The organism is Mucilaginibacter sp. (genome assembly GCF_025359345.1).
Taxonomy (GTDB): Bacteria; Bacteroidota; Bacteroidia; order Sphingobacteriales; family Sphingobacteriaceae; genus Mucilaginibacter.
Genome location: NZ_JANYGQ010000009.1, coordinates 328,762 through 352,414, shown reverse-complemented (window position 1 = coordinate 352,414; position 23,653 = coordinate 328,762). Strand labels below are relative to the sequence as shown.

Annotated in this window: 26 protein-coding genes; 19 read left to right on the top strand and 7 right to left on the bottom strand. The window is 41.0% G+C overall.

Annotation, left to right across the window (positions count from 1 at the left end):
• Nucleotides 1–14: 14 nt before the first annotated feature.
• The 10 genes from Q0R52_RS05320 (at nt 15) to Q0R52_RS05275 (ending at nt 7,616) form a co-directional block, all read left to right on the top strand.
• The gene (locus tag Q0R52_RS05320; protein WP_295792832.1) at nt 15–794 is read left to right on the top strand and encodes a DUF5995 family protein; all 780 of its coding nucleotides are present in this window, start codon (nt 15–17) and stop codon (nt 792–794) included.
• 233 nt (nt 795–1,027) lie between these two features.
• Nucleotides 1,028–1,624 carry a hypothetical protein gene (locus Q0R52_RS05315; RefSeq protein WP_295792831.1) on the top strand — a complete coding sequence of 199 codons (597 nt, stop codon included), beginning with the start codon at nt 1,028–1,030 and terminating at the stop codon, nt 1,622–1,624.
• Between the two features lie 21 nt (nt 1,625–1,645).
• Nucleotides 1,646–2,023 (top strand): hypothetical protein, encoded by a 378-nt coding sequence (locus tag Q0R52_RS05310; protein ID WP_295792830.1) that lies wholly within the window; start codon nt 1,646–1,648, stop codon nt 2,021–2,023.
• A 141-nt stretch (nt 2,024–2,164) separates the two neighbouring features.
• Nucleotides 2,165–2,332 carry a hypothetical protein gene (locus Q0R52_RS05305; RefSeq protein ID WP_295792828.1) on the top strand — a complete coding sequence of 56 codons (168 nt, stop codon included), beginning with the start codon at nt 2,165–2,167 and terminating at the stop codon, nt 2,330–2,332.
• Between the two features lie 480 nt (nt 2,333–2,812).
• On the top strand, nt 2,813–3,313 hold the full coding sequence (locus Q0R52_RS05300) for a GNAT family N-acetyltransferase (protein WP_295792826.1): 501 nt from the start codon (nt 2,813–2,815) through the stop codon (nt 3,311–3,313).
• A 209-nt stretch (nt 3,314–3,522) separates the two neighbouring features.
• Complete coding sequence (locus tag Q0R52_RS05295; RefSeq protein ID WP_295792824.1) at nt 3,523–3,921, top strand: hypothetical protein; 399 nt, start codon at nt 3,523–3,525, stop codon at nt 3,919–3,921.
• A 188-nt stretch (nt 3,922–4,109) separates the two neighbouring features.
• Complete coding sequence (locus Q0R52_RS05290; protein ID WP_295792823.1) at nt 4,110–4,472, top strand: hypothetical protein; 363 nt, start codon at nt 4,110–4,112, stop codon at nt 4,470–4,472.
• Nucleotides 4,473–4,636: 164 nt separating this feature from the next.
• Nucleotides 4,637–4,969, top strand: coding sequence for a hypothetical protein (locus Q0R52_RS05285; RefSeq protein WP_295792821.1), 333 nt, complete (start codon nt 4,637–4,639; stop codon nt 4,967–4,969).
• A 78-nt stretch (nt 4,970–5,047) separates the two neighbouring features.
• Nucleotides 5,048–6,652 carry a SulP family inorganic anion transporter gene (locus Q0R52_RS05280; protein ID WP_295792819.1) on the top strand — a complete coding sequence of 535 codons (1,605 nt, stop codon included), beginning with the start codon at nt 5,048–5,050 and terminating at the stop codon, nt 6,650–6,652.
• A 238-nt stretch (nt 6,653–6,890) separates the two neighbouring features.
• Complete coding sequence (locus tag Q0R52_RS05275; protein WP_295792817.1) at nt 6,891–7,616, top strand: carbonic anhydrase; 726 nt, start codon at nt 6,891–6,893, stop codon at nt 7,614–7,616.
• 61 nt (nt 7,617–7,677) lie between these two features.
• On the opposite strand, the gene Q0R52_RS05270 is transcribed toward Q0R52_RS05275, so the two are convergent.
• A complete protein-coding gene (locus tag Q0R52_RS05270; protein ID WP_295792816.1) occupies nt 7,678–8,316 on the bottom strand; it encodes a DUF47 family protein in 639 nt (212 codons plus the stop codon).
• A gap of 316 nt (nt 8,317–8,632) precedes the next feature.
• Here Q0R52_RS05270 and Q0R52_RS05265 point away from each other — a divergent pair, with 316 nt between their 5' ends.
• The 7 genes from Q0R52_RS05265 (at nt 8,633) to Q0R52_RS05235 (ending at nt 16,461) form a co-directional block, all read left to right on the top strand.
• Nucleotides 8,633–9,988: a hypothetical protein gene (locus Q0R52_RS05265; RefSeq protein WP_295792814.1), complete on the top strand. Its 1,356-nt coding sequence runs from the start codon at nt 8,633–8,635 to the stop codon at nt 9,986–9,988.
• 44 nt (nt 9,989–10,032) lie between these two features.
• Entirely contained in the window at nt 10,033–11,082 is a 1,050-nt protein-coding gene (pstS, locus tag Q0R52_RS05260; RefSeq protein ID WP_295792811.1) for a phosphate ABC transporter substrate-binding protein PstS, read from the top strand.
• Between the two features lie 136 nt (nt 11,083–11,218).
• On the top strand, nt 11,219–12,133 hold the full coding sequence (gene pstC, locus Q0R52_RS05255) for a phosphate ABC transporter permease subunit PstC (protein WP_295792808.1): 915 nt from the start codon (nt 11,219–11,221) through the stop codon (nt 12,131–12,133).
• Between the two features lie 4 nt (nt 12,134–12,137).
• A complete protein-coding gene (gene pstA / locus Q0R52_RS05250; RefSeq protein ID WP_295792806.1) occupies nt 12,138–12,983 on the top strand; it encodes a phosphate ABC transporter permease PstA in 846 nt (281 codons plus the stop codon).
• Complete coding sequence (gene pstB / locus Q0R52_RS05245; protein WP_252788127.1) at nt 12,965–13,723, top strand: phosphate ABC transporter ATP-binding protein PstB; 759 nt, start codon at nt 12,965–12,967, stop codon at nt 13,721–13,723. The genes pstA and pstB overlap by 19 nt, the downstream gene beginning before the upstream one ends.
• Nucleotides 13,724–13,813: 90 nt before the next feature.
• The gene (phoU, locus tag Q0R52_RS05240) at nt 13,814–14,503 is read left to right on the top strand and encodes a phosphate signaling complex protein PhoU (protein WP_295792805.1); all 690 of its coding nucleotides are present in this window, start codon (nt 13,814–13,816) and stop codon (nt 14,501–14,503) included.
• Between the two features lie 251 nt (nt 14,504–14,754).
• On the top strand, nt 14,755–16,461 hold the full coding sequence (locus Q0R52_RS05235; RefSeq protein WP_295792803.1) for an ATP-binding protein: 1,707 nt from the start codon (nt 14,755–14,757) through the stop codon (nt 16,459–16,461).
• A gap of 1,197 nt (nt 16,462–17,658) precedes the next feature.
• Here the strand turns inward: Q0R52_RS05235 and Q0R52_RS05230 are convergent.
• Nucleotides 17,659–18,954 carry a hypothetical protein gene (locus Q0R52_RS05230; protein WP_295792801.1) on the bottom strand — a complete coding sequence of 432 codons (1,296 nt, stop codon included), beginning with the start codon at nt 18,952–18,954 and terminating at the stop codon, nt 17,659–17,661.
• 107 nt (nt 18,955–19,061) lie between these two features.
• Between Q0R52_RS05230 and Q0R52_RS05225 the strand changes: the two genes are divergently transcribed.
• Together Q0R52_RS05225 and Q0R52_RS05220 are read left to right on the top strand one after the other, a co-directional pair.
• The gene (locus Q0R52_RS05225; protein WP_295792799.1) at nt 19,062–19,577 is read left to right on the top strand and encodes a hypothetical protein; all 516 of its coding nucleotides are present in this window, start codon (nt 19,062–19,064) and stop codon (nt 19,575–19,577) included.
• A gap of 138 nt (nt 19,578–19,715) precedes the next feature.
• Nucleotides 19,716–20,249, top strand: a complete 534-nt coding sequence (locus Q0R52_RS05220) for a hypothetical protein (RefSeq protein WP_295792797.1) — start codon at nt 19,716–19,718, stop codon at nt 20,247–20,249.
• A gap of 7 nt (nt 20,250–20,256) precedes the next feature.
• Here the strand turns inward: Q0R52_RS05220 and Q0R52_RS05215 are convergent, their stop codons facing one another.
• From Q0R52_RS05215 to Q0R52_RS05195, 5 genes are read right to left on the bottom strand one after another with little or no spacing between them, the layout of a single operon-like run.
• Nucleotides 20,257–20,679, bottom strand: coding sequence for an arsenate reductase ArsC (locus Q0R52_RS05215; protein ID WP_295792795.1), 423 nt, complete (start codon nt 20,677–20,679; stop codon nt 20,257–20,259).
• Entirely contained in the window at nt 20,679–21,758 is a 1,080-nt protein-coding gene (gene arsB, locus Q0R52_RS05210) for an ACR3 family arsenite efflux transporter (RefSeq protein WP_252788121.1), read from the bottom strand. The genes Q0R52_RS05215 and arsB overlap by 1 nt, the downstream gene beginning before the upstream one ends.
• Nucleotides 21,758–22,192, bottom strand: coding sequence for an arsenic resistance N-acetyltransferase ArsN2 (gene arsN2, locus Q0R52_RS05205; protein ID WP_295792792.1), 435 nt, complete (start codon nt 22,190–22,192; stop codon nt 21,758–21,760). The genes arsB and arsN2 overlap by 1 nt, the downstream gene beginning before the upstream one ends.
• 13 nt (nt 22,193–22,205) lie before the next feature.
• Nucleotides 22,206–22,772 (bottom strand): DUF6428 family protein, encoded by a 567-nt coding sequence (locus tag Q0R52_RS05200; protein ID WP_295792791.1) that lies wholly within the window; start codon nt 22,770–22,772, stop codon nt 22,206–22,208.
• A 47-nt stretch (nt 22,773–22,819) separates the two neighbouring features.
• A complete protein-coding gene (locus Q0R52_RS05195; RefSeq protein ID WP_295792789.1) occupies nt 22,820–23,149 on the bottom strand; it encodes a metalloregulator ArsR/SmtB family transcription factor in 330 nt (109 codons plus the stop codon).
• Nucleotides 23,150–23,653: the final 504 nt, after the last annotated feature.

Below are 23,653 nucleotides of genomic sequence, written 5' to 3'. Positions count from 1 at the left end.
CTTAAACCCTCACCATGGCAGCTACTACTATTAATGAAGTAATTACCCAGTTAGAAGCTATTATTACCGACAGCATTAACACCAACAACCGTATGGGTTATTTTGCTGCCTTATATTATAAGGTAACCGCCGCCGTGCGCGATGGCATTGCCAAAGGGCAGTTCCAGGATGGTGCCCGGATGGAAAAGTTTGATGTTACGTTTGCCAACCGTTACCTTGATGCTTTGGCGGCATGGAAAGCTAACCAGCCAATTTCAGGATCGTGGCGAGTAGCGTTTGAGGCTACCAAAAGTTCGTCGGCACTGGTGTTGCAGCAGTTGTTGCTGGGGATGAACGCCCATATTAACCTCGATCTTGGTATTGCCGCTGCCGAAGTATCGGGCGGGCAAATGGATGGTGTACAAGGCGATTTTGACGCCATTAACACCATTATATCGGCCTTAACTTACCAAGTGGTGAATGATATTGACCGGATGTCGCCGTTGTTATCGCTGCTGGGGCTGCATTATAATAACCAAACATCTATATTAATACAGTTCAGCATTGATAATGCCCGCGACGGCGCCTGGTGCTTTGCCGAAGAACTGGTAAAAAAGCAAGGCACCGACTACACCACCTGCGTAACCCAGCGCGACCAAACAATCACCAAACTCGCCGGCGGCCTGATACACATGGAGGGCTTTATGCGCTTTACGGTTTGGCTCATCCACCTGTTTGAATGGAAAAACCCGGCAAGGATTATTAAAGCTTTGCATGAAGATAGCAGGGTGAAGATTGTGGTGGGGCAAGCATAACCGAATAGAAAACTTATCTGTATATTTAAACTTAGTAACATTTTCTTTTTAATCGATTATTATGGACCTTATTACGCCATCAACATCCTTAGTAATTTTTTCAACGTTAAGTTTTGCTCTTTTGATAATTATTGTTTGGGTGATAGTAAGGGTTGTGAGGAAATATTTAAAATCATAGGCAACAAGAAAACCGGGACGCCACACCATCTAACCAATCCTGAAAAACAGCATCATTGAAAAAATCAATACTTTATTTAATTCCTTTTTTATTTGCATTAAGTACAAGTTTTAACAGGCACGCTGCCGATGTTGTAAACTACCTTAATACAGGCGATACGCTTACCGTTAATAACCAGCAATATAGATTATCATGGAGTTCGCACCCGGGAACTAATTATTATAAGCAGGAGTATTTGCCGGCAAGAGAAAACCCTGACCGTTATAAAAGTATGCTAATGGTTGATTATTTATTGATAGATACACCGGCAAAGTATATTGTAGGCGTAAAAATTAACGAAATAAGAGAACGGAAGAAAACTGATGCCGTGGCTAACTTTTTGGTGCAAAAAAATGAAAAAAATGGCGAGTACCTGCTCGATTTTATAATGAGCGATGGGGGTGGCGGCAAGGCATCAGTAGTTGAATTGAATGCCTACCATTATAAAAACTATACGGATAAAGCAGGGCATAAAGGCGTACTTCTATTTGCTCTGAGTAAACGGGCGTATGGCAACGATGTGATGCCTTTTTTAAGAAACCTGAAATCTGAAAGGCAAAACATAATTAAAACCATGGCTGAAGCAAGTTTTCCGCCGGTGGAGGTGAAGTAAAAGGTTCTTCGTGCTTTAAACTTGCGCACGTTGTTATTATCTGAACTTGGAGGCGATTTTAGAAAAATAAGAAGTAAAATGAGTTTAAGAGTAAGTTACGATGATTTAGAAGAACGTGGTACTGACTCGGGCGGTGGGATTATTTATTACTACCAAGGGCAGCCACTAACAGGAGTTATTGAGGAATTCAAAAATGGTGTATTGATTGGAGAATCTGAATTTACGGATGGTCACATGGGAGGAATTCAGAGGGAGTATTACTTAAACGGACAAATCAATGAAGAGTGTACAATTAGATTTAATAATATGGAGGGGACGTTTACCATCTGGGACGAAAATGGCAACATAACGCAACGGTCGCAATGGGAAAAAGGCAAGCAGATTTCGGAGGACATCTAATCCGCTACAATAACGGGAGGGCTGCGCTTATTATCTGGTAATTATTTAGAAAAACGCATTTTATCATCGGACAATTATTAAATTTAGTCCATCAATAGGATGGTTTATTTTGGGCGCTTTGTATATTAACATTGAAAATTTATGGAAGCTGATCATTTAAATATGGTTAAGGACTCAGTTAAAAGTGAAGACGAAAGTACAGTAGATCCTAAAACCGTTAATAAGCAGGTCAAATCGCACCTGGTGAAAGTTACAGTTGAAGAAATTAATGCAACCAGGCCATCTGTTTATACCTATTTGCTTCCATAGCAGGTCTCTCTTTTATACTATCCCCCGCTACCCTTACCAATGTCCATCAATAATACAGCTGATTACCAATGCGGTTTTTTCGTAACTGTAACTATTCGTTATAACTCTATTCTAATCTATAAAACTAATTTTTTATGGATGACCCTGATAGTCCCACCGGGATAATTGAATATTTGAAGCGGCACCACGTGCTGAAGACCTTCGTTTATCACCTTATATCTTTACCAATTATAGCTTATGTTATTTTATCGGGGGAGTTCAAAAGCGGCCCCTGCACGCCCAACCTTGATATACTTGCTGCATTATATGTTTTCGTAAGCTTTATTTGTGTTATAGTTTACAGCTTGTTTAAGTTGATTTCGAAAGGTAAGGCATACTTGTTTTTATTAATGGTAAACCTATTTGCATTGGTTATTTTTGTTGCAATTTGTAATCGATGATAAACACATCAATCCTGAAAATCTTTTAAATCCTTAAATCGTGTACATCCGCCTTGCTACCCTTACCGATATCCCCCAAATAATGCTGCTAATTGCCGAAGTTGTGCCATTAATGAATGCCGCCGGCAACATGCAGTGGGACAATACTTACCCAAATCCTGCTGTTTTTGAGAAAGATATAGCCCTAAACCAGCTTTGGCTTGCCGAAATTGACGGCGATATTGCGGGCATAAGCGCCATCACCACCGACCAGGAGCCGGAATATGCCGAAGTTGGCTGGGACATCAGCGAAACGGCGATTGTAACGCACAGGCTGGCTGTTAGTCCGCGTTACCAGGGTAAGGGCGTAGCAATGGGCCTGATGCAGCAGGCCGAACAGGTGGCCATAAATAAGGGCATAAATAAGCTGCGTGTTGACACCAACACCAATAACCAGGCTACCCAAAAGCTTTTTCCGAAGCTTGGTTACCAGTACGCCGGCGAAATAGGCCTCGGCTTTAGGCCTGGGATGCGGTTTTTGTGCTACGAGAAGGTGTTGTAGTTCATAGTTCATAGCCTAAGAAGAAAAGAGTCAAGAGCCAAGAATCAAGAACCAAGAGAAGAAGCCACGTGCCAATTGCAGCTGCTATGAACCATGAACTATGAACCATGAACTTTTTTTTAAATAAACGTAACTACTTAAACCTCACTATCGTAAAAGAACATCAATCACCGAATGTTTTGGCTTGGTAATTGATAAATCTTAAAACGATGGACATATTTTTTTTCTTTCTGATTGCAGGGGTAACAATCATAGTAATGATTTTAAAGTTCGATAAAAAGCAAAATGTAAAAGTTACTGCGGTTTTGCGCGAGAACAGAAGCATTCCTCCAATGTTCCTTTTAAAGGCAACAGAACAAAAAATTGAATCGTTAAAAGCCATTTTGCGTTATGATGATGTGCCGTTAAATATGGCGGCCGCATCAACAATGGCAAATCTTTATAATAACAAATCAGAAAGCTTAAGGCTGTCGAAAGTACAGGAGCTTAAGGTGCTTTCAGCAAAATATAATAACGGGCAAATTTCAATTGAGGCTTACAATGCAAGGCTTGATGAATTGCTTGACCTGGTACATCAGCACAGCAGCGAATTTGTGATGGTGGGGTAATTTTTTTAGTTGGTTAAGTTGATTGAGTTTTTTAGGTGAAAGGCCGCAGGTTTAAAAATAACTTGCAGCCTTTTTTATTTTAGGTTTTCTACAACTTATTCAACCTAACCAGCCCAATTCAACCCAATCAACTTAAAAGAAAACTAACCCTTGACTATTCCGCATCTTTGTTTATTATTGCAATCAAAATGTCTGACGAAGCAATAGTAAAACGGTTAAAGGTAATTGTAAAAGAGCATGGTGGCCAGCTTGCACTTGCGGGTGCAATTGGTGTCGACCAGGGGTTTATCAGCAAAGTGATAAACAAAAAGCAGGACGTTAGCTATTACCTTATCCGCAAGCTGTGTTTCCAGCTCAAATATTCGCCCGAGTGGCTCATACTCGGTACCGGCGAAAAGAAAATCAACAAACCCGAATCGGCCAAGCTGATTACCGAAATACAAATGATGCGCACCGAGCTTGATATACTGCACGCCCGCATGCGCGCCTACGAACTTGAGTTGAAAGACTTAAAAGAGCAGGGCCTGGTAGGGGAGCAAAAAGCCGGATAGTTTCTTTCGCTAAGGTTAATTGCAAGCGGCTTGAAAATCAGGCTGTAAGGCTATAATAGCCATCATTTTCTGATAAATCCCTTTCTCATTTAATTGTTAAAACCTTGTTAAAATGAAACCAAAGCATGTTTTGGTGGTTATTTTTAATTATTATTGCGAAATAAATGAAGGTCAGGAAATTTAAAATACTGGTAGGAATGTTGTTTTTGACTATCTTTTTAATTAAGATGGTCATCTCGCTTGCCCCGGTATTTTTGTATCTTGATAACAAAACCGTAAGTGCAGTTATTCTTCAGCTTGAGCTTGAATCAAAGGCTGATAAAGACAGCCCGGAAAAGGATACGGCCAAGGAAAAAAAGGTTTTTGATGAAACCTACATGCACGTTTTGGCCTATCAGTCGTTTCTTAACGGGGTAAAAGTACTTTACAATTCTGAACATTGCCTGTATAAGCAGGTACATCATCCGCAGGTGCCCACACCTCCTCCCAACGTTTAAATAAATTTACCGGGTATTACCTACCCGGAGCGCATGGCGCTACAATTTATTTAAATATCAAATTCAAAATTTCAATCTATGCAAAATGAACAAGGTGGGTTTGCTGTGGGCAATCTCAACCTAAAAAAATATTTTCTTTCTAAAAATTTAAAAAAAGATCTCCCGGCCAGTTTAGTAGTGTTTTTAGTGGCGCTGCCTTTGTGTTTAGGTATTGCACTGGCATCAGGCGCACCGCTTTTTGCCGGGGTGTTAACCGGTATTATAGGTGGTATTGTAGTAGGTTGTCTTAGCGGCTCGCAGCTAAGTGTGGCTGGCCCGGCGGCGGGGTTAACGGTAATTGTTTTAAACGCAATAACCAGTTTAGGATCATACGAAACCTTTTTACTGGCCCTGGTGCTGGCCGGTGTGTTCCAGGTGATATTGGGCCTGGTAAAGGCCGGTACTATTGCCAATTATTTCCCATCGGCAGTTATTGAGGGGATGCTGGCAGCAATAGGGGTCATCCTTATTATGAAGCAGTTTCCGCATGCGGTTGGTTTCGATGCCAATTTTGAGGGCGATGAAGGCTTTAGCCAGTCGGACGATCATAACACCTTTTCGGCTATAACCAATGCATTTTCAATGATCAATTACGGGGCCGTAGTTATCAGCGCGGTATCATTAGCTATAATGATATTTTGGCCGCGGTTTAAAAAGCTTGCTGTTGTACCAGCGCCATTGCTGGTAGTGGTGGCCGGGGTAAGCCTGAGCGCCCTGTTTGCCGGCGGCAGCTTTTCACTGCTCGAGAAGCAGTTTGTAAGCATCCCGGTAATAAACAGCAGCGGCGAGTTTTTTGCCCTGTTTAAAACAGCCGACTTTGGCCAGCTTGGCAACAAGCAGGTTTGGATAGTAGCCTTCACCATAGCCGTAGTGGCCAGCCTCGAAAGTTTACTGAGCCTTGAAGCCGTTGATAAAATTGACCCGATAAAAAGGATCTCGCCCACTAATCGCGAACTGGTGGCCCAGGGTGCGGGCAACCTTATAAGCGGTTTACTTGGCGGCTTACCTATGACGGCGGTAATAGTGCGCTCGTCGGCCAATGTTAATGCGGGTGCACGTACAAAAGCCAGCGCGGTTATACACGGCCTACTATTGCTGGCTGCTTTATTATGTATTCCATGGGTAATAAACCAGATCCCGCTGTCGTGCCTGGCGGCCATATTGCTGGTGACCGGGTACAAGCTTGCGCGCATATCGTTATTTAAGCATATGTGGCACAAAGGGCTCGATCAGTTTATCCCTTTTGCGGTAACAATTATTGCCGTTGTGCTTACCGATTTGCTGATAGGCGTAGGCATAGGGATGCTGGTAGGCGTGTTTTACATACTGCGCACCAATATGCGCAACCCGTATTTTTATCACATCATAAAAAATGGCGATAAAAAAACAATAAGGCTGCAGCTTGCCGAGGAGGTTTCGTTTTTAAACAAGGCCGCTATACAAATAACGCTTACCAGCCTGCCAAAAGGTACGGATGTAATAATTGATGGCGCAAACTCGCGCTATATTGATGCGGACGTACTGGAGATCATCCACAATTTTAAACACAATGCCTTTACTAAAGGGATTATTGTGCAACTGAAAGATATAAAGGAAAGGTACGATGTGCCGCCTTTAAAAGAATTAATTTATAACGCTAACTAACGTGAGTAGGATATAAGAACACGGTGCTTTGAGTTGCGGGCGATACCATAATAGCTGGTCGTCGCCTCACCCTGCCCTCTCCAAAGGAGAGGGTTCTGAAATGGAATTGCCGGGGAGCGAAGCTCAAGTCCTCTCCTTTGGAGAGGATTAGGTGAGGCGAAACGCAGACCGTTAAGTAAAACGATGGGATTTATTAGTGCCAATTTTTATATCGAACTAACGCTAACTAAGAAACAACATGACACTTACAGAAAATAAAAAGAACGGCAACAAGCCGCAGATAGATTTAAGCAGTGTAAAACTTGCACAGTCAGACACCTATAAGGCCCTTTTAAAAGGCAATAGCGATTGGGTTAAGGACAGGTTAACTGACGACCCTGACTACTTTAATAAGCTCGCAAAAGGCCAAAACCCGCAAGTGCTTTGGATAGGCTGCTCAGACAGCCGCGTACCTGCAAACGATGTAACCGGCACAAAGCCCGGCGAAGTTTTTGTACACCGTAACATTGCCAATGTTTGTGTACACTCGGACATGAACATGCTAAGCGTACTGGACTATGCGGTTAATGTACTTAAGGTAAAACACGTTATAGTGGCCGGGCATTATGGTTGTGGTGGGGTAGCTGCTGCATTAAGCAACAAGCAGTTTGGGTTAATTGATAATTGGCTAAGGCATATTAAAGATGTTTACCGCCTGCACAGTCACGAGCTTGACCGTATTACCGATGAAACCCAAAAGCTTAACCGGCTGGTGGAACTGAACGTATCTGAACAAGTGTATAACCTATGCAAAACATCTATCATCCAAAACGCCTGGATGAACCGTGCCGACCTTGAGGTGCATGGCTGGGTGATAGATTTGAGCAGCGGCCTTGTTAAAGATATCAAGGTGAGCAGCAGCAGTCCGGATAATTTAGGGTACATATATGAGCTGGATGGTGTCGAAGAGCTGGCTGTGCATTAAGTATTTAAGGTTATAGCAGTTGTTAAACAGGGGATGGGTTTGTTTTCATCCCCTGTTTGTATCACCTGTTTATCAAAACCACTTCCAGCACATCGGCTGTGCTTTTGCATTTGTTGATGGTGTTTTCTAACGATTGCAGTATCTCGCGGTATTTAATTACGTTAATGGGGTCCTTATCATTTGCAAACAGGTTGGCTACTGCGTTGTAGTAAATCCGGTCGGCCTGGCGTTCGTAGAGTTTTACCTGGCGGAGGGCAATAAGTATTTCATTGTCTGCATGATGTTTTCTTAGCAGGGCAACACTGTTTTGTATTTCGGCACAGGCCTTTTGTATGAGGGCGGTAAGTTCATTAATAGGGGTGCTAATATCGGTTATGTTATACAGGTTTATGCGAGTGCTTGCTTCCTTTATCATATCGGAAACATCGTCAATTGCGCCTGCCAGTACATGTATATCGTTACGGTTTAGCGGGGTAAAAACAATCCTGTCGAGCGCAAGGTAAATTTTGTGGGTTATGTCATCGCCCTGGTGCTCCAGTTTATCCACCTGTTTAAACAGCTGATCGCGGTCGGCGCCTTCTGCAGTGTCAACCACACCAACAAGCAAGGTAGCCATATTGAATGCGTTTTTAGCAGCCATATCGAGCTGGCCGTAGAACAATTCGCGGTTTGGCAGAAAATCCTGGATTAAAACCCTCATAAACAGTTATATTATTAGGAAAACCCAAAAATACGGCTGTATTGTTAAGTGGATATTAAACAGAATAGGCGCAATGTTAAATCTGTGTTATCAATTTTCGTATAACGAAAAGTCAATGTAAGTGCTTAAAAATCAGTTATTTGTTATTTTTTAAAATCCACCAAATTGCGTTTTTATAGCGTTTTTCGATGCTTTTAAGGTTAAGTTAACATTTAAATAATATCATCAAAGATTAATGATGTGTTAACATTAAGATAATGCTGCTGCCCCACTTTTGAGGCAAAATTTATTTAATCCTTAATTGATTATGAAAACAATGTTTACAAGACTTTTTAGTATAGCAGCCGTAGCAACGTTAACACTGGGTGCTATTACTGTTAAAGCGCAAACAAACTCACCGGTTTTAGCCGCCGCTCCGGCCGCAAAAACTACTACTACTGATGCGGGCACAACTGCACCTGCCGAAGTAAAGAAAACTACTAAAGCTGCTGAAGATACTTCATGGAAACCGCAAAGAAGAATTTGGGGTTATGTATTTGGCGATTTGTATTATAATGCACACGCTGATGCAACCAACAGAGGTGGCGAAAATCAGTATAACGGTGTACCTAAATACCGCAACGCTTTCCAGTTCCGTCGTATCTACTTAGGTTATGATTATGAAATAACCAAAAAATTCAAAGTAGAATTGTTATTGGCTTCTGAGCCTAACGCTAACACTGGTTCTTTTGCCGGTGCTACTAATACTATCCAAAACGGCGACAACCTTGTTGACGGTAAAATGGCGTTCTGGATCAAAAATGCAAACTTAAGGATCAGAGACCTTTGGAACGGAACCGACCTTGTTATTGGTGAAATGGGAACTCCCGGCTTTGCATTGAATGAGCCCGGAACAAACGCGCCTACTTCATTATCAGAAGCAACCTGGGGTTACCGTTCAATTGAAAAAACCATAACAGATATCCACAAAAACAACTCATATGATTTGGGTGCTGCTTTACAGGGAACTTTTGACCCTGCTGTTAAAAACTTTGGTTACGTATTTATGGTTGGTAACAACAGCACTTCAAGCTTATTATCTGCGGCTAATAATAACACAGGTTTCTACAAAATTTTCTACGGCGATTTGTGGGGTAAGTTTTTAAACAAAAAACTTTACGTAGATATCTATGCCGATTATGTTAAAACATCTCCTTCGTCTACCCCAATTCCTGACGGACAGAACCATAACATGTTCAAAATTTTTGCAGCATACAATACCAAACCAATTACAATTGGTGTTGAGGCATACACTCAGAAATTTGCAAGCGGCGTTAGCAAAGCTGGCACTCCTGAAAATGCTACTGCACAAGGTTTCTCAGTTTTTGCAAAAGGAGCAATTTCAAAAACACTTAACTACTTCGCACGTTTCGATGCTTATCAGCCTGATACTAAATTCGATAAAACTGCTTCGTACACAGTTAACACTAACTACGGTTCATACAACCCAACCGTTAAAGAAAATTTCTACACTTTGGGTTTAGATTACCAACCAGCTAAAGGCGTTCACTTTGAGCCAAACATTTGGTTAGTTAACTACAAAGACAATAGAGATGCATCAACCACAGGTTACGTTGCCCCTGACCACAACCTGGTTTACAGAGCTACTGTTTACTACGTATTCGGTAAATAATTAATAGGTAACCAAGGAACAAAAACAAAAAACTCAAAAACAAAATGAAAGTAATTAAAAGTTTAAAGGTAGCTGCCGTAGCAATCGCTGCAAGCGCACTATCGTTATCGGCTTCGGCTCAGGACAACACCCTGCTAGGGGCAGGCAGTACATTCGTGTACCCATTGTTCTCTAAGATATTTGCCGAGTATGCTGCTAAAACAAACATTAAAGTTAATTACCAGTCAATTGGTTCAGGCGGCGGTATCTTGCAGCTGACTAACAAAACTGTTGATTTCGGTGGATCAGATGCTCCGTTAAACGCAGATCAGGCTAAAAAAATCGCGGTTCCTGTATTGCATATCCCAATGGCATCGGGCGCAGTTGTAATTACTTACAACGTACCGGGCCTTACAACAGGTTTGAATTTGAACGGTGCTGTGTTAGGTGATATTTACCTTGGTAAAATTACTACCTGGAACGACCCTAAAATTGCTGCACTTAACAAAGGAACTAAATTGCCTGAAACAGGTATAGTAGTTATCCACCGTTCTGACGGTAGCGGTACCTCTTTCATTTTTACCGACTTTTTAACGAAAGTTAACCCTGAGTGGGCTTCAAAAGTAGGTAAAGCATCTGCTGTTAACTGGCCAGCCGGTTTAGGCGGTAAAGGTAACGAAGGTGTTGCCGGTTTGGTTAAACAAACTCCGGGCGCTATTGGTTACAACGAGTTAGCTTACGCTCTTCAAAACAAAATGACTTTTGCTGATATAGCTAACAAGACCGGTAAATTTATTACCCCAACTCTTGAAACTACCACAGCATCAAGCAACGTTGAGCTGCCAGCAAATGCTGAAGTATCGTTAACAAATACTGATAACCCTAAAGGTTACCCTATCACCAGCTTTACCTGGGCTTTAATTTACAAAGAGCAAAAATATAGCGACCGCAGTGCCGACCGTGCTAAACAACTGTTAAAGTTATTATGGTACAACATTCACGATGGTCAGAAAAATTGCGCACCTTTAAATTATGCACCGCTTTCAAAGTCAGCTTTAAAAGTTGCTGAGAAAATTTTGAAATCGGCCACTTATGATGGTAAAGCCATTTTATAAGCCGAAAGCATAAAGACTAAAGCAAAAAGCCATAAGCAGGGAGTTAAAAGTGATAAGCAACATTAAATGCTTCCCACTTTTAGCTTTCTGCTTTTAGCTCGAAAAGGGCTCTACGCTCAAATAACGATTTGATTAAATGAAGAATAAAAGATTAGACCTCTCGTACAGCCAAATGAAATGGGAAACCATTTTCAGGCGGTTATTGATATTTATGGGTGTTGTGCTGGTGCTGATAGTTGTTGGCATTTTAATAACACTGATAAAAGAATCCATTCCATCTGTTAAGTCTTCAGGCTTCGGGTATTTATGGAGCAAGGTTTGGGACCCTGTACAAAACATATACGGGGCTTATCCTTTTTTAATAGGCACGCTGTTAACGTCATTTATCGCCCTTCTTCTATCTATACCATTTTCATACGCGGTATCAATTTACCTGGGCGAGTATAACCCTAAAGGCTGGTTATCAAACCTGTTGAAAAACTCTATCGAGCTTATTGCAGCTGTGCCATCAATTATTTATGGTTTTTGGGGACTGTTTGTGCTGGTGCCTATAATCAGGCAGATTGAGACCAAAATAGGGGTTGCGCCTTACGGTATCGGTGTTTTAACTGCATCGTTAGTATTGGCTGTAATGATAATACCTTACGCAGCTTCGTTAGGCATTACGCTTATCCGCATGGTGCCTTCGGCATTAAAAGAAGGGGCTTATGCATTAGGCGCTACTCGTTTCGAGGTTATCCGCAGCGTGGTTATGCCTTATACCCGCACAGGTTTATTTGCAGGGGTGCTGCTGTCATTAGGCCGCGCACTTGGCGAAACCATGGCCGTTACCATGCTTATTGGTAATACGCCCACGCTGGCGCATAATTTTAAGGATTTAATTTTTGGCCCAAGCAATACCATGGCCAGCGTTATAGCCAACGAATTTACCGAGGCCGATCACGAGCAGTACCTTTCGGCACTGGTTGAACTTGGCCTGGTGCTATTTTTTGTTACCGTGATTATTAACCTTATTGGCAAACGTATAATCACCAGGTTTACTAACAACTAATCTTATGGATGCACGAATAGGAATAAGAAACACCAAAAGCATGTTGTTTAAAGGACTGATAATTTTTCTGGCCTTTTTAATTACGCTGCCCCTTATTGTTGTGTTGCTTTATATTATAAAGCAGGGGGTTACACAAGTTAACTGGCACTTTTTAACCCATGTGCCAACGCCGGTAGGCGAACCTGGTGGTGGTATTGCCAACGCCCTGGTAGGTAGTTTATTGATGGTTGGAATGGCATCGGTAGTATCGATACCGGTTGGAATACTTACAGGTATATATTTAAGCGAAAACCCGCATACCAAGCTGGCTTACTGGAGCGGCCTGTGTGTCGACGTTTTGCAGGGCGTACCATCAATTGTGATAGGCATAGTAGTTTATCTTTGGATAGTTAAGCCGCTGGGCTCGTTTAGCGCCATTGCGGGTAGCTGTGCCCTAGCAATTATGATGCTGCCCATTGTAATCCGGTCGACCGAGCAAACGTTACGTTTATTGCCACCATCTTTAAAAGAGGCCGCCTTATCATTGGGCGTACCGTATCACCGGGTAATAATAAAAGTTATTGTACCTTGTGGTTTCGCGGGCATATTGTCGGGCATAATGCTGTCAGTAGCGCGTATAATTGGTGAAACTGCACCGTTACTGTTTACCGCATTGGGCAACTCTTACTTGTCGTACGCGGTTACCAAGCCGATGGAAAGCTTGCCGCACGTTATATACACTTACGCTACCAGCCCCTATGACGATTGGCACAATTTGGCCTGGGGCGCATCGTTCATACTATTAATGTTTGTTTTAATATTAAATATAACCACAAAACTGATTACAAGAAAATGGAACATACAGTTGTAAGTGCATCAAAATTTAATGCATGGTTTGGCGATAATCACGTTGTTAAAGATGTTAGCATCGGGATTGAAAAAAACCAGGTAATCGCAGTTATGGGGCCGTCCGGCTGCGGTAAAACTACTTTTTTGCGCTGCATAAACCGCATGCACGAGCTTATCCCCGGTGCAACGGCAAAAGGATCGTTAAAGTTGTACGACGACGAGGTTTATAACATGAACCCGATATACGTTAGGTATAAAATAGGTATGGTTTTTCAAAGGCCAAACCCTTTCCCCAACCTTAGCATTTATGATAACGTTGTTGCCGGCTACAAATTAAACGGCCTTAAAATGGCCAAAGCCGATTTGGATAACATCGTTGAAAAATCATTAACATCAGCTGCTTTGTGGAAGGAAGTTAAAGATTCGTTACATAAAAAAGGTACTTTTTTATCTGGCGGACAACAACAGCGTTTGTGCATAGCCCGCGCCATTGCCATGGAACCCGAGGTGATTTTGTTTGATGAGCCAACCTCAGCACTCGACCCTATATCTACCTCCAGTGTTGAACAATTGTTTCATGAGCTTAAGGAAAACTATACGCTTATTATAGTAACACACAATATGCAGCAGGCTGCCCGTGTAAGCGATAAAACAGCGTTTTTTTACTTAGGCGAACTGGTTGAGTTTGACAACACCAAGCAAATGTTTACCGCGCCAAGCGATATACGCACACAAAATTATATAACAGGAAGGTTCAGTTAAGCAGAAAGCTTAAAGCATAAAGACCAAAGCTTTTAGGCTTTAAGCTTTTCGCTTTGAGCTTTCAGCTATTAATTTAAAACTAAACAAGAAATGACACCATTAGAAAACGAAATTAACGCGGTTAAAAAAGAACTGGTTAGCATGTGGATACTAGTTCAGTCGCAGTTGAACAAGGCCAGGGAGGCCATGGTACAATTTGACAAGGACCTGGCCCGCGAGGTTTTGATAAAGGAAAAAAGGGTAAACTCCTTTGAGCTAAAGATTGACAGGGATTGCGAAAATATCTTTGCCCTGTACTGCCCTGTTGCGGTTGATTTGAGGTTTTTACTTGCGGCACTAAAAATAAATACCAATTTAGAGCGTATAGGTGATATAGCTGCAGGTATTGCATTGTATGTAGTTGAATCGTCGGTAAATTTTGAGGTTAAGACATTGGAGAGCACCTCGCTTTTGCGCATGTATGACGAGGCGATAAATATTTTGATTGACACCCGCACCGCATTTGAAAAAGAAGATACCGTGCTGGCCCGCAGTATATTTAAACGCGACGATGTGCTTGATGCCATCAACGAAGGTGCACCCGTAGCTATTGCCGAAGTAATTAAAGCTGATTTAAACAGTATACCTGAGGCACTTTACATACTTTCAGTATTCCGTAAGCTTGAGCGTGTTGGCGACCAGGCAAAAAACATTGCTGAAGAAATTATATTTTACGTAGAGGCCAAAATATTAAAGCACCTGGAAAGCAGCCAGAAAAGCTTCGACGAAGAGGAAGATTAGGTTTGATTTCGGATGTCGGATTTTCGATGTCGGATTTTTTTAGTTGAGATTTCCTTAATCTAAATCCAAAATAGAAAATGCGAAATCTGAAATTAAAAGATATTAATTAGGTTGATTGATTAATAAATGAGGGCAAGGCGGATAGTGATATCCGCCTTTGTTGGTTTTAGATGGTGGGTGAGAAGATTTAAGTGTATTTTCGTTTCAAAATAAATATTCGTATAATTTAATGCAATTTCTTCACTACCACTATGACCATCTCGGAACTAAAGCTGTTAAAGGAAAGCGAAAATAAAGTCGAATTCAAAGAAGCAAGTAACACGTATTCTTATCGGGGTAAAAGAAAAAGTGTTTTGGGATACACCGTTGCTCTGGCAAATGAAAAGGGCGGTTATTTAATCTTTGGGGTAAATGATAGCTACCCGCATCAAATTTCTGGTTCAAAAGCTTTTGAAGGAAGAGAAGGGGGATTAGAGCAAGATATTTACAACGACCTAGGTATTCGGGTTCAAATAGAAGTGTTATATGAAGAGTCAAAACGGGTAATGATTATTAAAGTTCCTTCCCGGCCTGTTGGCAAAACATTGTTATATGAGGACATAGCGCTTATGAGAGTGGGCGAAGAACTTGTAAGAATGTCGGATGAGGTGTATTTCTCTATAATTCAAGAGCAAGAACCGGATTTCTCGGCTAAGATTTGCAAAGGGTTAAAGCTATCTCATTTAGACGAATCTGCAATTAGCAGAATGAAAGAATCTTATGCACGAAAACAAAAGAATTCTTCATTTATCGAACTAAGCACAGAACAGGTTCTTAGTGATTTGAAATTGTTGGTAAACGGTGAACTTAATTACGCGGCACTTGTTTTGCTTGGAAAAAAAGAAGAGATCGCAACTATTTTGCCTCAAAGTAAAATTGTTTGGGAATTTAGAAATAACGAAGGTCAAATATATTTTGATACTAGAGAAACTGTTGATGATCCGATATTTATAGCTATTGATAAAATTTGGCAGTTAATCAATCAGCCGACGCTTAACAGAAAGCACCCTATTCAATCAGATGCTTATATTTTCGATTTATTCGATTTTAACGAAGAAGTAGTGAGGGAAGCAATTTTAAATGCAATAGCTCACCGTGATTATACTATAACAAGCGAAATTGTTGTTAAACAATATCCCAGCCAAATAATCATTAATAATCCCGGGGGATTTCCTAAAGGAGTAACCATAGAGAATATTTTAACGGTTAGCAGTACACCTCGAAGCAGATTGATGACTGAAATATTGGAGAAAACTGGTTTGGTCGAGAGGAGTGGGCAAGGGGTTGATAAAATATTTTCAATTACTTTATCGGAAGGTAAAACTGAGCCCGATTATAAGAATTCGGATATGTATCAAGTATCTTTAATTTTGCGGTCAGAGATAACAGATAAGGCATTTCATGCATTCCTTAATCGATATCGAATAAGTCATAGAGAACCCCAACTTGGGGTTGAACAAATAATTACACTTTGCAAAATTAGAGAAGGGATTTTTCAATCTCTTAAAATGCCAATTGTAATTCAACTCGAAAAGCTTGGATTAATTTCAAAGCTGGCGGGGCATACTAATCGTTATATTTTATCAGAGGAGTACTTTCACCTAAAGAATGAAACTTTAAAGATCGGTAAAAGATACTTGATAAAAGAAATTGAAAGTTTGCTAATAGTTCTACAAGGGCATAATTTGAAAATTGGAGAGTTAGAAAATAAATTGGCTTTATTTCTAAATAGAAATCAGATAAAATATTTTATAAGTAAATTAATCGTAGATAATATTATTGTGACATCTGGGTTAGGTAAAGGCACAAAATATTTCCTTGCAAAGGAATTTAACGATTTAAGAGGCGATGTTTTATTAAATAGAGTTTTAAATTATTTAAGAGATATATACGAGGGTAGTGTAGAAACAAATCAATAAAATTTTCTGTATAAGGAATTACCAAATTTAAGATAGGATTGACGGATAATATGATTCTCTATGTTCTAATAGAATTCTCCAGACGCTTGGAATCTTAATTGATCAAGAGATAGATCAAAGATTCTAATTCTCCATATTCCTGATCTAGTTCTCCAGATGCTTAGAATCTTAATTGATCAAGAGATAGATCAAAGATTCTAATTCTCCATATTCCCGATCTAGTTCTCCAGATACTTAGAATCTTAATTGATCGAGAGATAGATCAAGATTCTAATTCTCCATATTGCTGTTCTAGTTCTCCAAATGCTTAGAATCTTAATTGATCAAGAAATAGATCAAAGATTCTAATTCTCCATATTCCTGATCTAGTTCTCCAGATACTTAGAATCTTTAATTATCCAGAGATAGATCAAAGATTCTAATTCTCCATATTACTTATCTAGTTCTCCAGATGCTTAGAATCTTAATTGATCCAGAGATAGATCAAGATTCTAATTCTCCATATTGCTGTTCTAGTTCTCCAAATGCTTAGAATCTTAATTGATCAAAAGATAGATCAAAGATTCTAATTCTCCATATTCCTGATCTAGTTCTCCAAATGCTTAAAATCTTAATTGATCAAGAGATAGATCAAAGATTCTAATTCTCCATATTCCTGTTCTAATTCTCCATATTCCTGATCTAGTTCTCCAAATGCTTAGAATCTTAATTGATCAAGAGATAGATCAAAGATTCTAATTCTCCATATTCATGATCTAGTTCTCCAAATGCTTAGAATCTTAATTGATCAAGAAATAGATCAAAGATTCTAATTCTCCATATTCCCGATCTAGTTCTCCAGATACTTAGAATCTTAATTGATCAAGAGATAGATCAAAGATTCTAATTCTCCATATTCCTGATCTAATTCTCTACATAATCAGAACAAATCACTGGACCTTCTATTGGTCCAAGAGATTGATCGATAATCTGATTTTTCATAAGTCTACCAGGATTCTCCAAATAATTAAAAATACTTTATATGTTGAATAAGATCAAGAATAGATCTGATAGTTTATTCTTCATATTTCTACAACAGTCCCCAATGGATTAAAATATTGAATAAGTTCAAGAAATAGATGATAATCAATTTCCAATTTCTTCACTAAACATTCTTCAAATAATCAGAATGCAAAATAATGGTACATCGTCTATGGTCTACTTATTATACGGCAACTCATTAATCCAATGAAACCCGCGGTTAATCAGGCGGAATTTGGTTGCATCAATTTTGCGTAGTGTTACGTTGATGGAATCCTTTTTCCAGTTGCCTTTTAAAATTAAAATATCTGGTTTGGGGCTGGTATAAGTTAAGTGGTATTTATGTACGGTATCCGCATAGGTATTGGCAACTATAGTATGCTTTTTTATATCCGGCTTAAAGCTGATGTATTTCATACTGTCAGTCATCAGTTTTATTTGTGCGCCCCCTTCGTAGCTTATCATCAATTTGCTCCAGCGGGTGGTGTCGGTTGTAAGCGGTTTTAATGTATCACGGTTTTTTATAAAGGTTTCTACATTATACAAACCATACAGTGGCGGTTTTGGGGCTTTTTCACCATATTGCTTCTCGGCCGAGAGCGATTGGGTAAAATCCAATATCAACGTATACGCAATCAGCAACACCTTGAGCGTGGTAAGTGTAATGTTTTTCCACTTTGCCTTAAACCGGTGGGGCGTAAGGTTCGACGGCTTTGCATCAGCATTTTTAAAGAAGAAGTTTATCAGCCGCGTGGCGTCCCGTGTCAGCAGGAAGAGGCACATTATTACCAGGGCGGTTGATAGTAGTTTAACCGGCACATCAAAACAGTAATTGATAGCCATAATATTACCGGCTACCACCAAGCCTACAATAGCCCCCAGTGTACTGGTTTTCCTGAAAAACAATAGCAGCCCAACAGAGATTTCAGCAATCCCGGTAAAATAGTTAAAACCAACTGAGTGCCCCATGTATGTCCACGCCAGGCCCATAGGCGACATATCGCCAATAGGTTCGATCAGCCTTCCAAATGATGGCCCGGGGAACTGCAATTTTATCACTTTAAAAAATCCATAACCCAGCATGGTAATACCCACATAATAACGCACCACTACGGTTAGCCAATAAAACAGCTTGTTGTAATTGGGCGTGTTGCGGCCGGTAATTGACCAGATAATGGTGCCAATGGCGGTTATTACAGTTATTAAAAGCAGGATAAGGTAGTCGTAAGTAGTATCGCCGCTGCCTGTGGGGACTATTACCACGGGTTTTGATAAATGCAATACGTGCTGGGCTATCCAGGGGATAAATTTATGAAATACGTTGATATAATACTCTGCAACAAAATCGTAGTAAGGCAATACGCCATTGGGATTGAAAAAAACATACAGTACAAAAAATATCATAAAAAAGCGGAACGCAATTTTTTGAATGTTTGACCAGTGTGCAGGTTCGGCAGTTGCGGCAATTGTCATAACGGCTTTAAGGTTGTTAATGGTGATAATTCGTCTCTAAAATAAGTAAATTACGTTTCAATAACAGCGTGGATTAGAATATTTAAAATAAGTTAGCAATACATACAATGAGAGATACACCCCTTGGTTTCGTTATTGAGCGTATTAATATAGCGGTTTTAGTATTAGTGGCGCTAGCCTTTTGGAGCTGCGGCAACCCGGATACAAGTGCGTTGCAGGCAAAAGTGGATAGCCTGCAAATACAGCTGGCCCAAACCTATAAACCCGGGTTAGGCGAATTTATGCTGGGCATACAAATTCACCATGCCAAGCTTTATTTTGCAGGTAAAAATAAAAACTGGGAGCTTGCCGAATTTGAGATGGGCGAGATAAAGGAGGCCCTTGATGATATTAATAAGTACTGTACCGACCGGCCCGAAATAAAATCGTTGCCGATTTTAAATCCTGCGGTTGATAGTGTAAACAATGCCGTTAAAGCAAAAAGCCCGCAGCGTTTCGAAGCCGGCTTTGTGCTTTTAACCGGGGCCTGTAACAGCTGCCACCAAACTACCCATCACCAGTTTAATGTTATTAAGGTGCCCGACACCCCTCCGTTTAATAACCAAGAGTTTAAAGTTAAGTAACGCCTTAAGGTACAGTAATTTATAAAAAAAATATTTAAAGTGCTTTGTAGCGAAACCTTTAATACAGCCGTATTGACTTTAACAACCTTATTTACCTGCCGGAATTAAAATCGGCAATAAACCTAAAGCACCTAAAAAATGAAAAAGTATACGCTGTTACTCGCAATGTGCATAGCAATTGGCTTTTATGGCTGCAAAAAAGACATTGGCTCCGTTAGTTCGGGTGAACTGGTAGGTAAATGGCACCAAACCAAACTTAACCTGCATGAAACAATAGGTAGTACTGTTGTACACGATACTACATTTATGGAGGATAGCTTTACCAGCGCCGATTTTTACCAGTTTAGCGCCGGCAAAACGGCTACAATTTCAAAAAGCGGGAACTTTGGCTTTGGTGGTAAAATTATAGTATTAAATGCCGATGTGCTTTTTGACTGGGTAACGAATTATACTTACAGCGTTGCTGATTCAACAGTATCGTTTAAAGTGACGGATGTACCGGCCCAATTCGCTATAAACAGTAATGGCGAGCCCTACAACGAGTCGCAGGACATCGTTCTGTTAGATGCAAATAACCTGGTTTTACGTTATACGTATACTAACATGGCGCCGGGCCCCAACGCAGTAACACCTACTTTAGTTACAACAAGATATTTTACCCGGGCAAGATAGCGCTGGTTTAATCGGTATTAAGATGCTGATTGATAAATTCTTTTGAATAGTTTTTTATCATATCGCGCACTTTTCTGAACTCATCCATCACCTGTTCAGCAGTCCCTGTAGCTTTCGCCGGGTCGGGGAAGTTATGGTGGAAACGTTTTACTGAGCCAGGAAAGTAGGGGCAGTTTTCGCTTGCGTTATCGCAAACGGTTATCACGTAGTCAAACGGGATAGCCAGGTATTCATCTACATTGTTTGATGTGTGGTGGCTTATATCAATGCCGTCTTCGGCCATAACCTGTATTGCTTTGGGGTTTACGCCGTGCGTTTCTATGCCGGCGCTGTAAATAACGGCCTTATCGCCTGCAAAATGCCTTAAATAACCCTCGGCTAACTGGCTGCGGCAGCTGTTGCCGGTGCATAGTACTAATATATTTTTCATTAAACGGTTTCTATTTTAGGTTGATAATATTTTTTACGCAGCCAAAAGGCAACATTCACCAGGGCTATTAGTGCAGGCACTTCTACCAGCGGGCCTATCACCCCTGTAAAAGCTTCGCCGCTGTTTATGCCGAATACCCCAATGGCCACAGCAATGGCCAGCTCGAAATTGTTGCCCGTAGCCGTAAAGGCTATTGATGTGCTGCGCGAATAATCGGCGCCGAATGATTTGCCGATAAAAAAGCTGAGCAGGAACATTATGGTAAAGTACACCACCAGCGGTATCGCTATGCGCAAAACATCAAGCGGGATATGTACTATTAAATTGCCCTTAAGGCTAAACATTACCACAATGGTAAACAGTAGAGCAATAAGTGTAATGGGCGATACAAACGGAACGAATTTATTTTGAAACCATTCTTCGCCCTTTATTTTAATCAGCGTATACCGGCTGATTACCCCGGCGGCGAAAGGAATGCCCAGGTAAATGCCCACACTTTTTGCAATTTGCAAAATGGTAATGTTAACCACCAGGCCTTTAAAGCCAAACAGTGGCGGTAAAACAGTTATAAACACCCAGGCATAAACGCTGTAAAGCAACACCTGGAAAATACTGTTCAGGGCTATCAGGCCGGCTGCATATTCCCTGTTCCCTTCGGCAAGTTCGTTCCAAACTACTACCATGGCAATGCACCTGGCCAGGCCAATCAGTATCAGCCCTACCATATACGCAGGGTAAGCGTGCAGAAAGGTTATCGCCAAAACAAACATCAGGATAGGCCCAACAATCCAGTTAAGTACCAGCGATGCGCCTAACACTTTGGTGTCTTTAAATACTTCGCCCATGTTTTCGTATTTTACTTTAGCCAGGGGCGGGTACATCATCAATATTAAGCCAATGGCCAGCGGGATGTTGGTGGTACCGCTTGAATAAGAGTTTATAAAAGCTGACGACGACGGCACAAAATACCCCACAGCCACACCCAGCGCCATTGCAAGGAATATCCATAAGGTTAGGTACCTGTCTAAAAAACCTAGTTTTTTTCTTTCGGCCACGGGGGCACAGTTAGTTACACTCATTATACGTTATTGATAAACTTCCGCATCACAATTGCCGATTGCGGGCAAACATGGCTAAACTCCGTTGATTGTTGTACTTCGGCCGGTACATCGGCGCGGGTAATTTTATCATAACCTTTACGGCTAAAATAATCGGGTGCGGTTTCGGTAAGCAGGTAAATGGCTTTTAGATTTTTCGAGGCAGCAAGTGCTTCAATTTCTGTAAGCAAAGTATTTGCCAGGCCCTGGTTGCGGTATGCTTTATCAACTGCGAGTGATCGCAGTAAGGCAAAATCGCCATAAATTTCTAAACCAACAACACCGGTAACTTTATCATCCTGTTTGGTAACCAGGAAGGTCTCCAGCGTTTCGGGCAGATCGGCGGTGGGCAATTTTTCGGCCGTTAGTAAAGCTATGATGCTTTCCCTGTAGTTATCAGCTTGTTCTGTTTTCATTATTGTATATTATTTAGCAGCAGCCACCGCCGGGTGTGCAGCAGGCTTCGGCCGCTACGGCAAGGTTTACTAATTCAACTTTTGGTTTTTCAACGGCAGGGGCACAGCATTCGCTTTCTGCCGTAGTTGTGCCACAACTGCCACCGCGACCAATAGCTTTGCATTGAACTGTATCAGGGCGCAAATCAACCAGTAAGTCGCTACCGCTAACGGTAATTTCATTAGGGTACATCTGCCGCGTATCAAACTGCGAATTGCCAAATTCGATTTTTACAGTTGCGGTTACATCAAGCGGTAGTTTTTTCTCAACTACGTTGATGATCGACAGCGCTTTTGAAACTTTCATTGCCCGTTCCTGTTGGGCAGCCTGTGGCTCATAAAGCTGAACTATAATCTCGGTCCAGTTATTCATAACGCCGCCGCAATCAACCGATGTGATGGGGGTTTGTTTAATTTCGGTTATATGATACGAAGCATCTACCCATTTATTTTCTGCGTATTGAAATTGCAGGTCGAGGTCGGGGTTTGCCAATAAGGTCTCCTTAAAAGCGCCCCAGGTTAGTGATGTTGTATTGTTCATGGTTGTTTTATTTATTGCAATATTACGATGGATGTATTCAAATTTTTTTAGCAGCAATTAGCCTTTACATCAACCAAATTTAAAAAGCTGTTGAGTTGTTGTTTCAGCATTTCCCAGTTTTTTGGCTCAATACAATAACAAACGCTTACGCCTTCAATGGTGCCCTGTATCAGTCCTGCAGTTTTTAATTCCTTTAAATGCTGCGATATGGTGGCTTGCGCCAAGCCCAGCTCGATGGACAAATCGCCGCAGATGCAGGCATTGGCATTTATAATCTGCTGCAAAATGGCAATGCGCGCAGGATGCGCCAACGCCTTAAGCATTACCGCAAGGCGGTTCTGTTCGTCGGTAAATATTTCTGTTTTTGTTAAGCCCATTATTATATCGCAATATTACGATTAATAGTTTGAGGATTGCAAATTTATTTTGAGGTTTTTTTGATTGGCTGTCGCTTGCAATGACTGTTAGACGGGCTTATACCGCTTTAAAAAGAATGTAGGTTCGACACCTGATTGAGGGCCTTCGCTTTTAATGTGCACAGTGCACGGCGACGAGGTTGCTTCGTCGTTCCTTCGTATAATGACGTGTTTTTAAGTTGCTGATTATCAGTATATTTTTTAAACTTCATTGCTCTTTTTTCAGGGTTTAGCCCTGATGGAGACTCGTAATGACAAAGTTTATTAAGCAGCATCTAATTCAACCCTGGCGCTTCAAAATGCAGCTTTTTAAGGCCGTGTTTTATCTCCGGGCAGCTCATAAACAGGTTCCAGATAAGCCTACTGCGGTAGTTTTAAAGAAAAGTCTCGGCTATATTATCCAGATAGTTATGCGCTCTGATGATAAGAAAACCGGATTTAAACCTACCTATAAAGGATGGCTGG

Bases quoted from the DNA above. Each gene is read 5' to 3' on its own strand.
- pstC (WP_295792808.1), top strand. From the start codon at position 11,219: ATGAAGAATAAAAGATTAGACCTCTCGTACAGCCAAATGAAATGGGAA.
- Q0R52_RS05290 (WP_295792823.1), top strand. From the start codon at position 4,110: ATGTCTGACGAAGCAATAGTAAAACGGTTAAAGGTAATTGTAAAAGAG.
- Q0R52_RS05275 (WP_295792817.1), top strand. From the start codon at position 6,891: ATGACACTTACAGAAAATAAAAAGAACGGCAACAAGCCGCAGATAGAT.
- arsN2 (WP_295792792.1), bottom strand. From the start codon at position 22,192: ATGAAAACAGAACAAGCTGATAACTACAGGGAAAGCATCATAGCTTTA.
- pstA (WP_295792806.1), top strand. From the start codon at position 12,138: ATGGATGCACGAATAGGAATAAGAAACACCAAAAGCATGTTGTTTAAA.
- Q0R52_RS05270 (WP_295792816.1), bottom strand. From the start codon at position 8,316: ATGAGGGTTTTAATCCAGGATTTTCTGCCAAACCGCGAATTGTTCTAC.
- Q0R52_RS05230 (WP_295792801.1), bottom strand. From the start codon at position 18,954: ATGACAATTGCCGCAACTGCCGAACCTGCACACTGGTCAAACATTCAA.
- Q0R52_RS05280 (WP_295792819.1), top strand. From the start codon at position 5,048: ATGCAAAATGAACAAGGTGGGTTTGCTGTGGGCAATCTCAACCTAAAA.
- Q0R52_RS05285 (WP_295792821.1), top strand. From the start codon at position 4,637: ATGAAGGTCAGGAAATTTAAAATACTGGTAGGAATGTTGTTTTTGACT.
- Q0R52_RS05295 (WP_295792824.1), top strand. From the start codon at position 3,523: ATGGACATATTTTTTTTCTTTCTGATTGCAGGGGTAACAATCATAGTA.
- Q0R52_RS05200 (WP_295792791.1), bottom strand. From the start codon at position 22,772: ATGAACAATACAACATCACTAACCTGGGGCGCTTTTAAGGAGACCTTA.
- Q0R52_RS05195 (WP_295792789.1), bottom strand. From the start codon at position 23,149: ATGGGCTTAACAAAAACAGAAATATTTACCGACGAACAGAACCGCCTT.
- Q0R52_RS05225 (WP_295792799.1), top strand. From the start codon at position 19,062: ATGAGAGATACACCCCTTGGTTTCGTTATTGAGCGTATTAATATAGCG.
- Q0R52_RS05320 (WP_295792832.1), top strand. From the start codon at position 15: ATGGCAGCTACTACTATTAATGAAGTAATTACCCAGTTAGAAGCTATT.
- Q0R52_RS05215 (WP_295792795.1), bottom strand. From the start codon at position 20,679: ATGAAAAATATATTAGTACTATGCACCGGCAACAGCTGCCGCAGCCAG.
- Q0R52_RS05220 (WP_295792797.1), top strand. From the start codon at position 19,716: ATGAAAAAGTATACGCTGTTACTCGCAATGTGCATAGCAATTGGCTTT.
- arsB (WP_252788121.1), bottom strand. From the start codon at position 21,758: ATGAGTGTAACTAACTGTGCCCCCGTGGCCGAAAGAAAAAAACTAGGT.
- pstB (WP_252788127.1), top strand. From the start codon at position 12,965: ATGGAACATACAGTTGTAAGTGCATCAAAATTTAATGCATGGTTTGGC.
- Q0R52_RS05265 (WP_295792814.1), top strand. From the start codon at position 8,633: ATGTTTACAAGACTTTTTAGTATAGCAGCCGTAGCAACGTTAACACTG.
- phoU (WP_295792805.1), top strand. From the start codon at position 13,814: ATGACACCATTAGAAAACGAAATTAACGCGGTTAAAAAAGAACTGGTT.
- pstS (WP_295792811.1), top strand. From the start codon at position 10,033: ATGAAAGTAATTAAAAGTTTAAAGGTAGCTGCCGTAGCAATCGCTGCA.
- Q0R52_RS05305 (WP_295792828.1), top strand. From the start codon at position 2,165: ATGGAAGCTGATCATTTAAATATGGTTAAGGACTCAGTTAAAAGTGAA.
- Q0R52_RS05235 (WP_295792803.1), top strand. From the start codon at position 14,755: ATGACCATCTCGGAACTAAAGCTGTTAAAGGAAAGCGAAAATAAAGTC.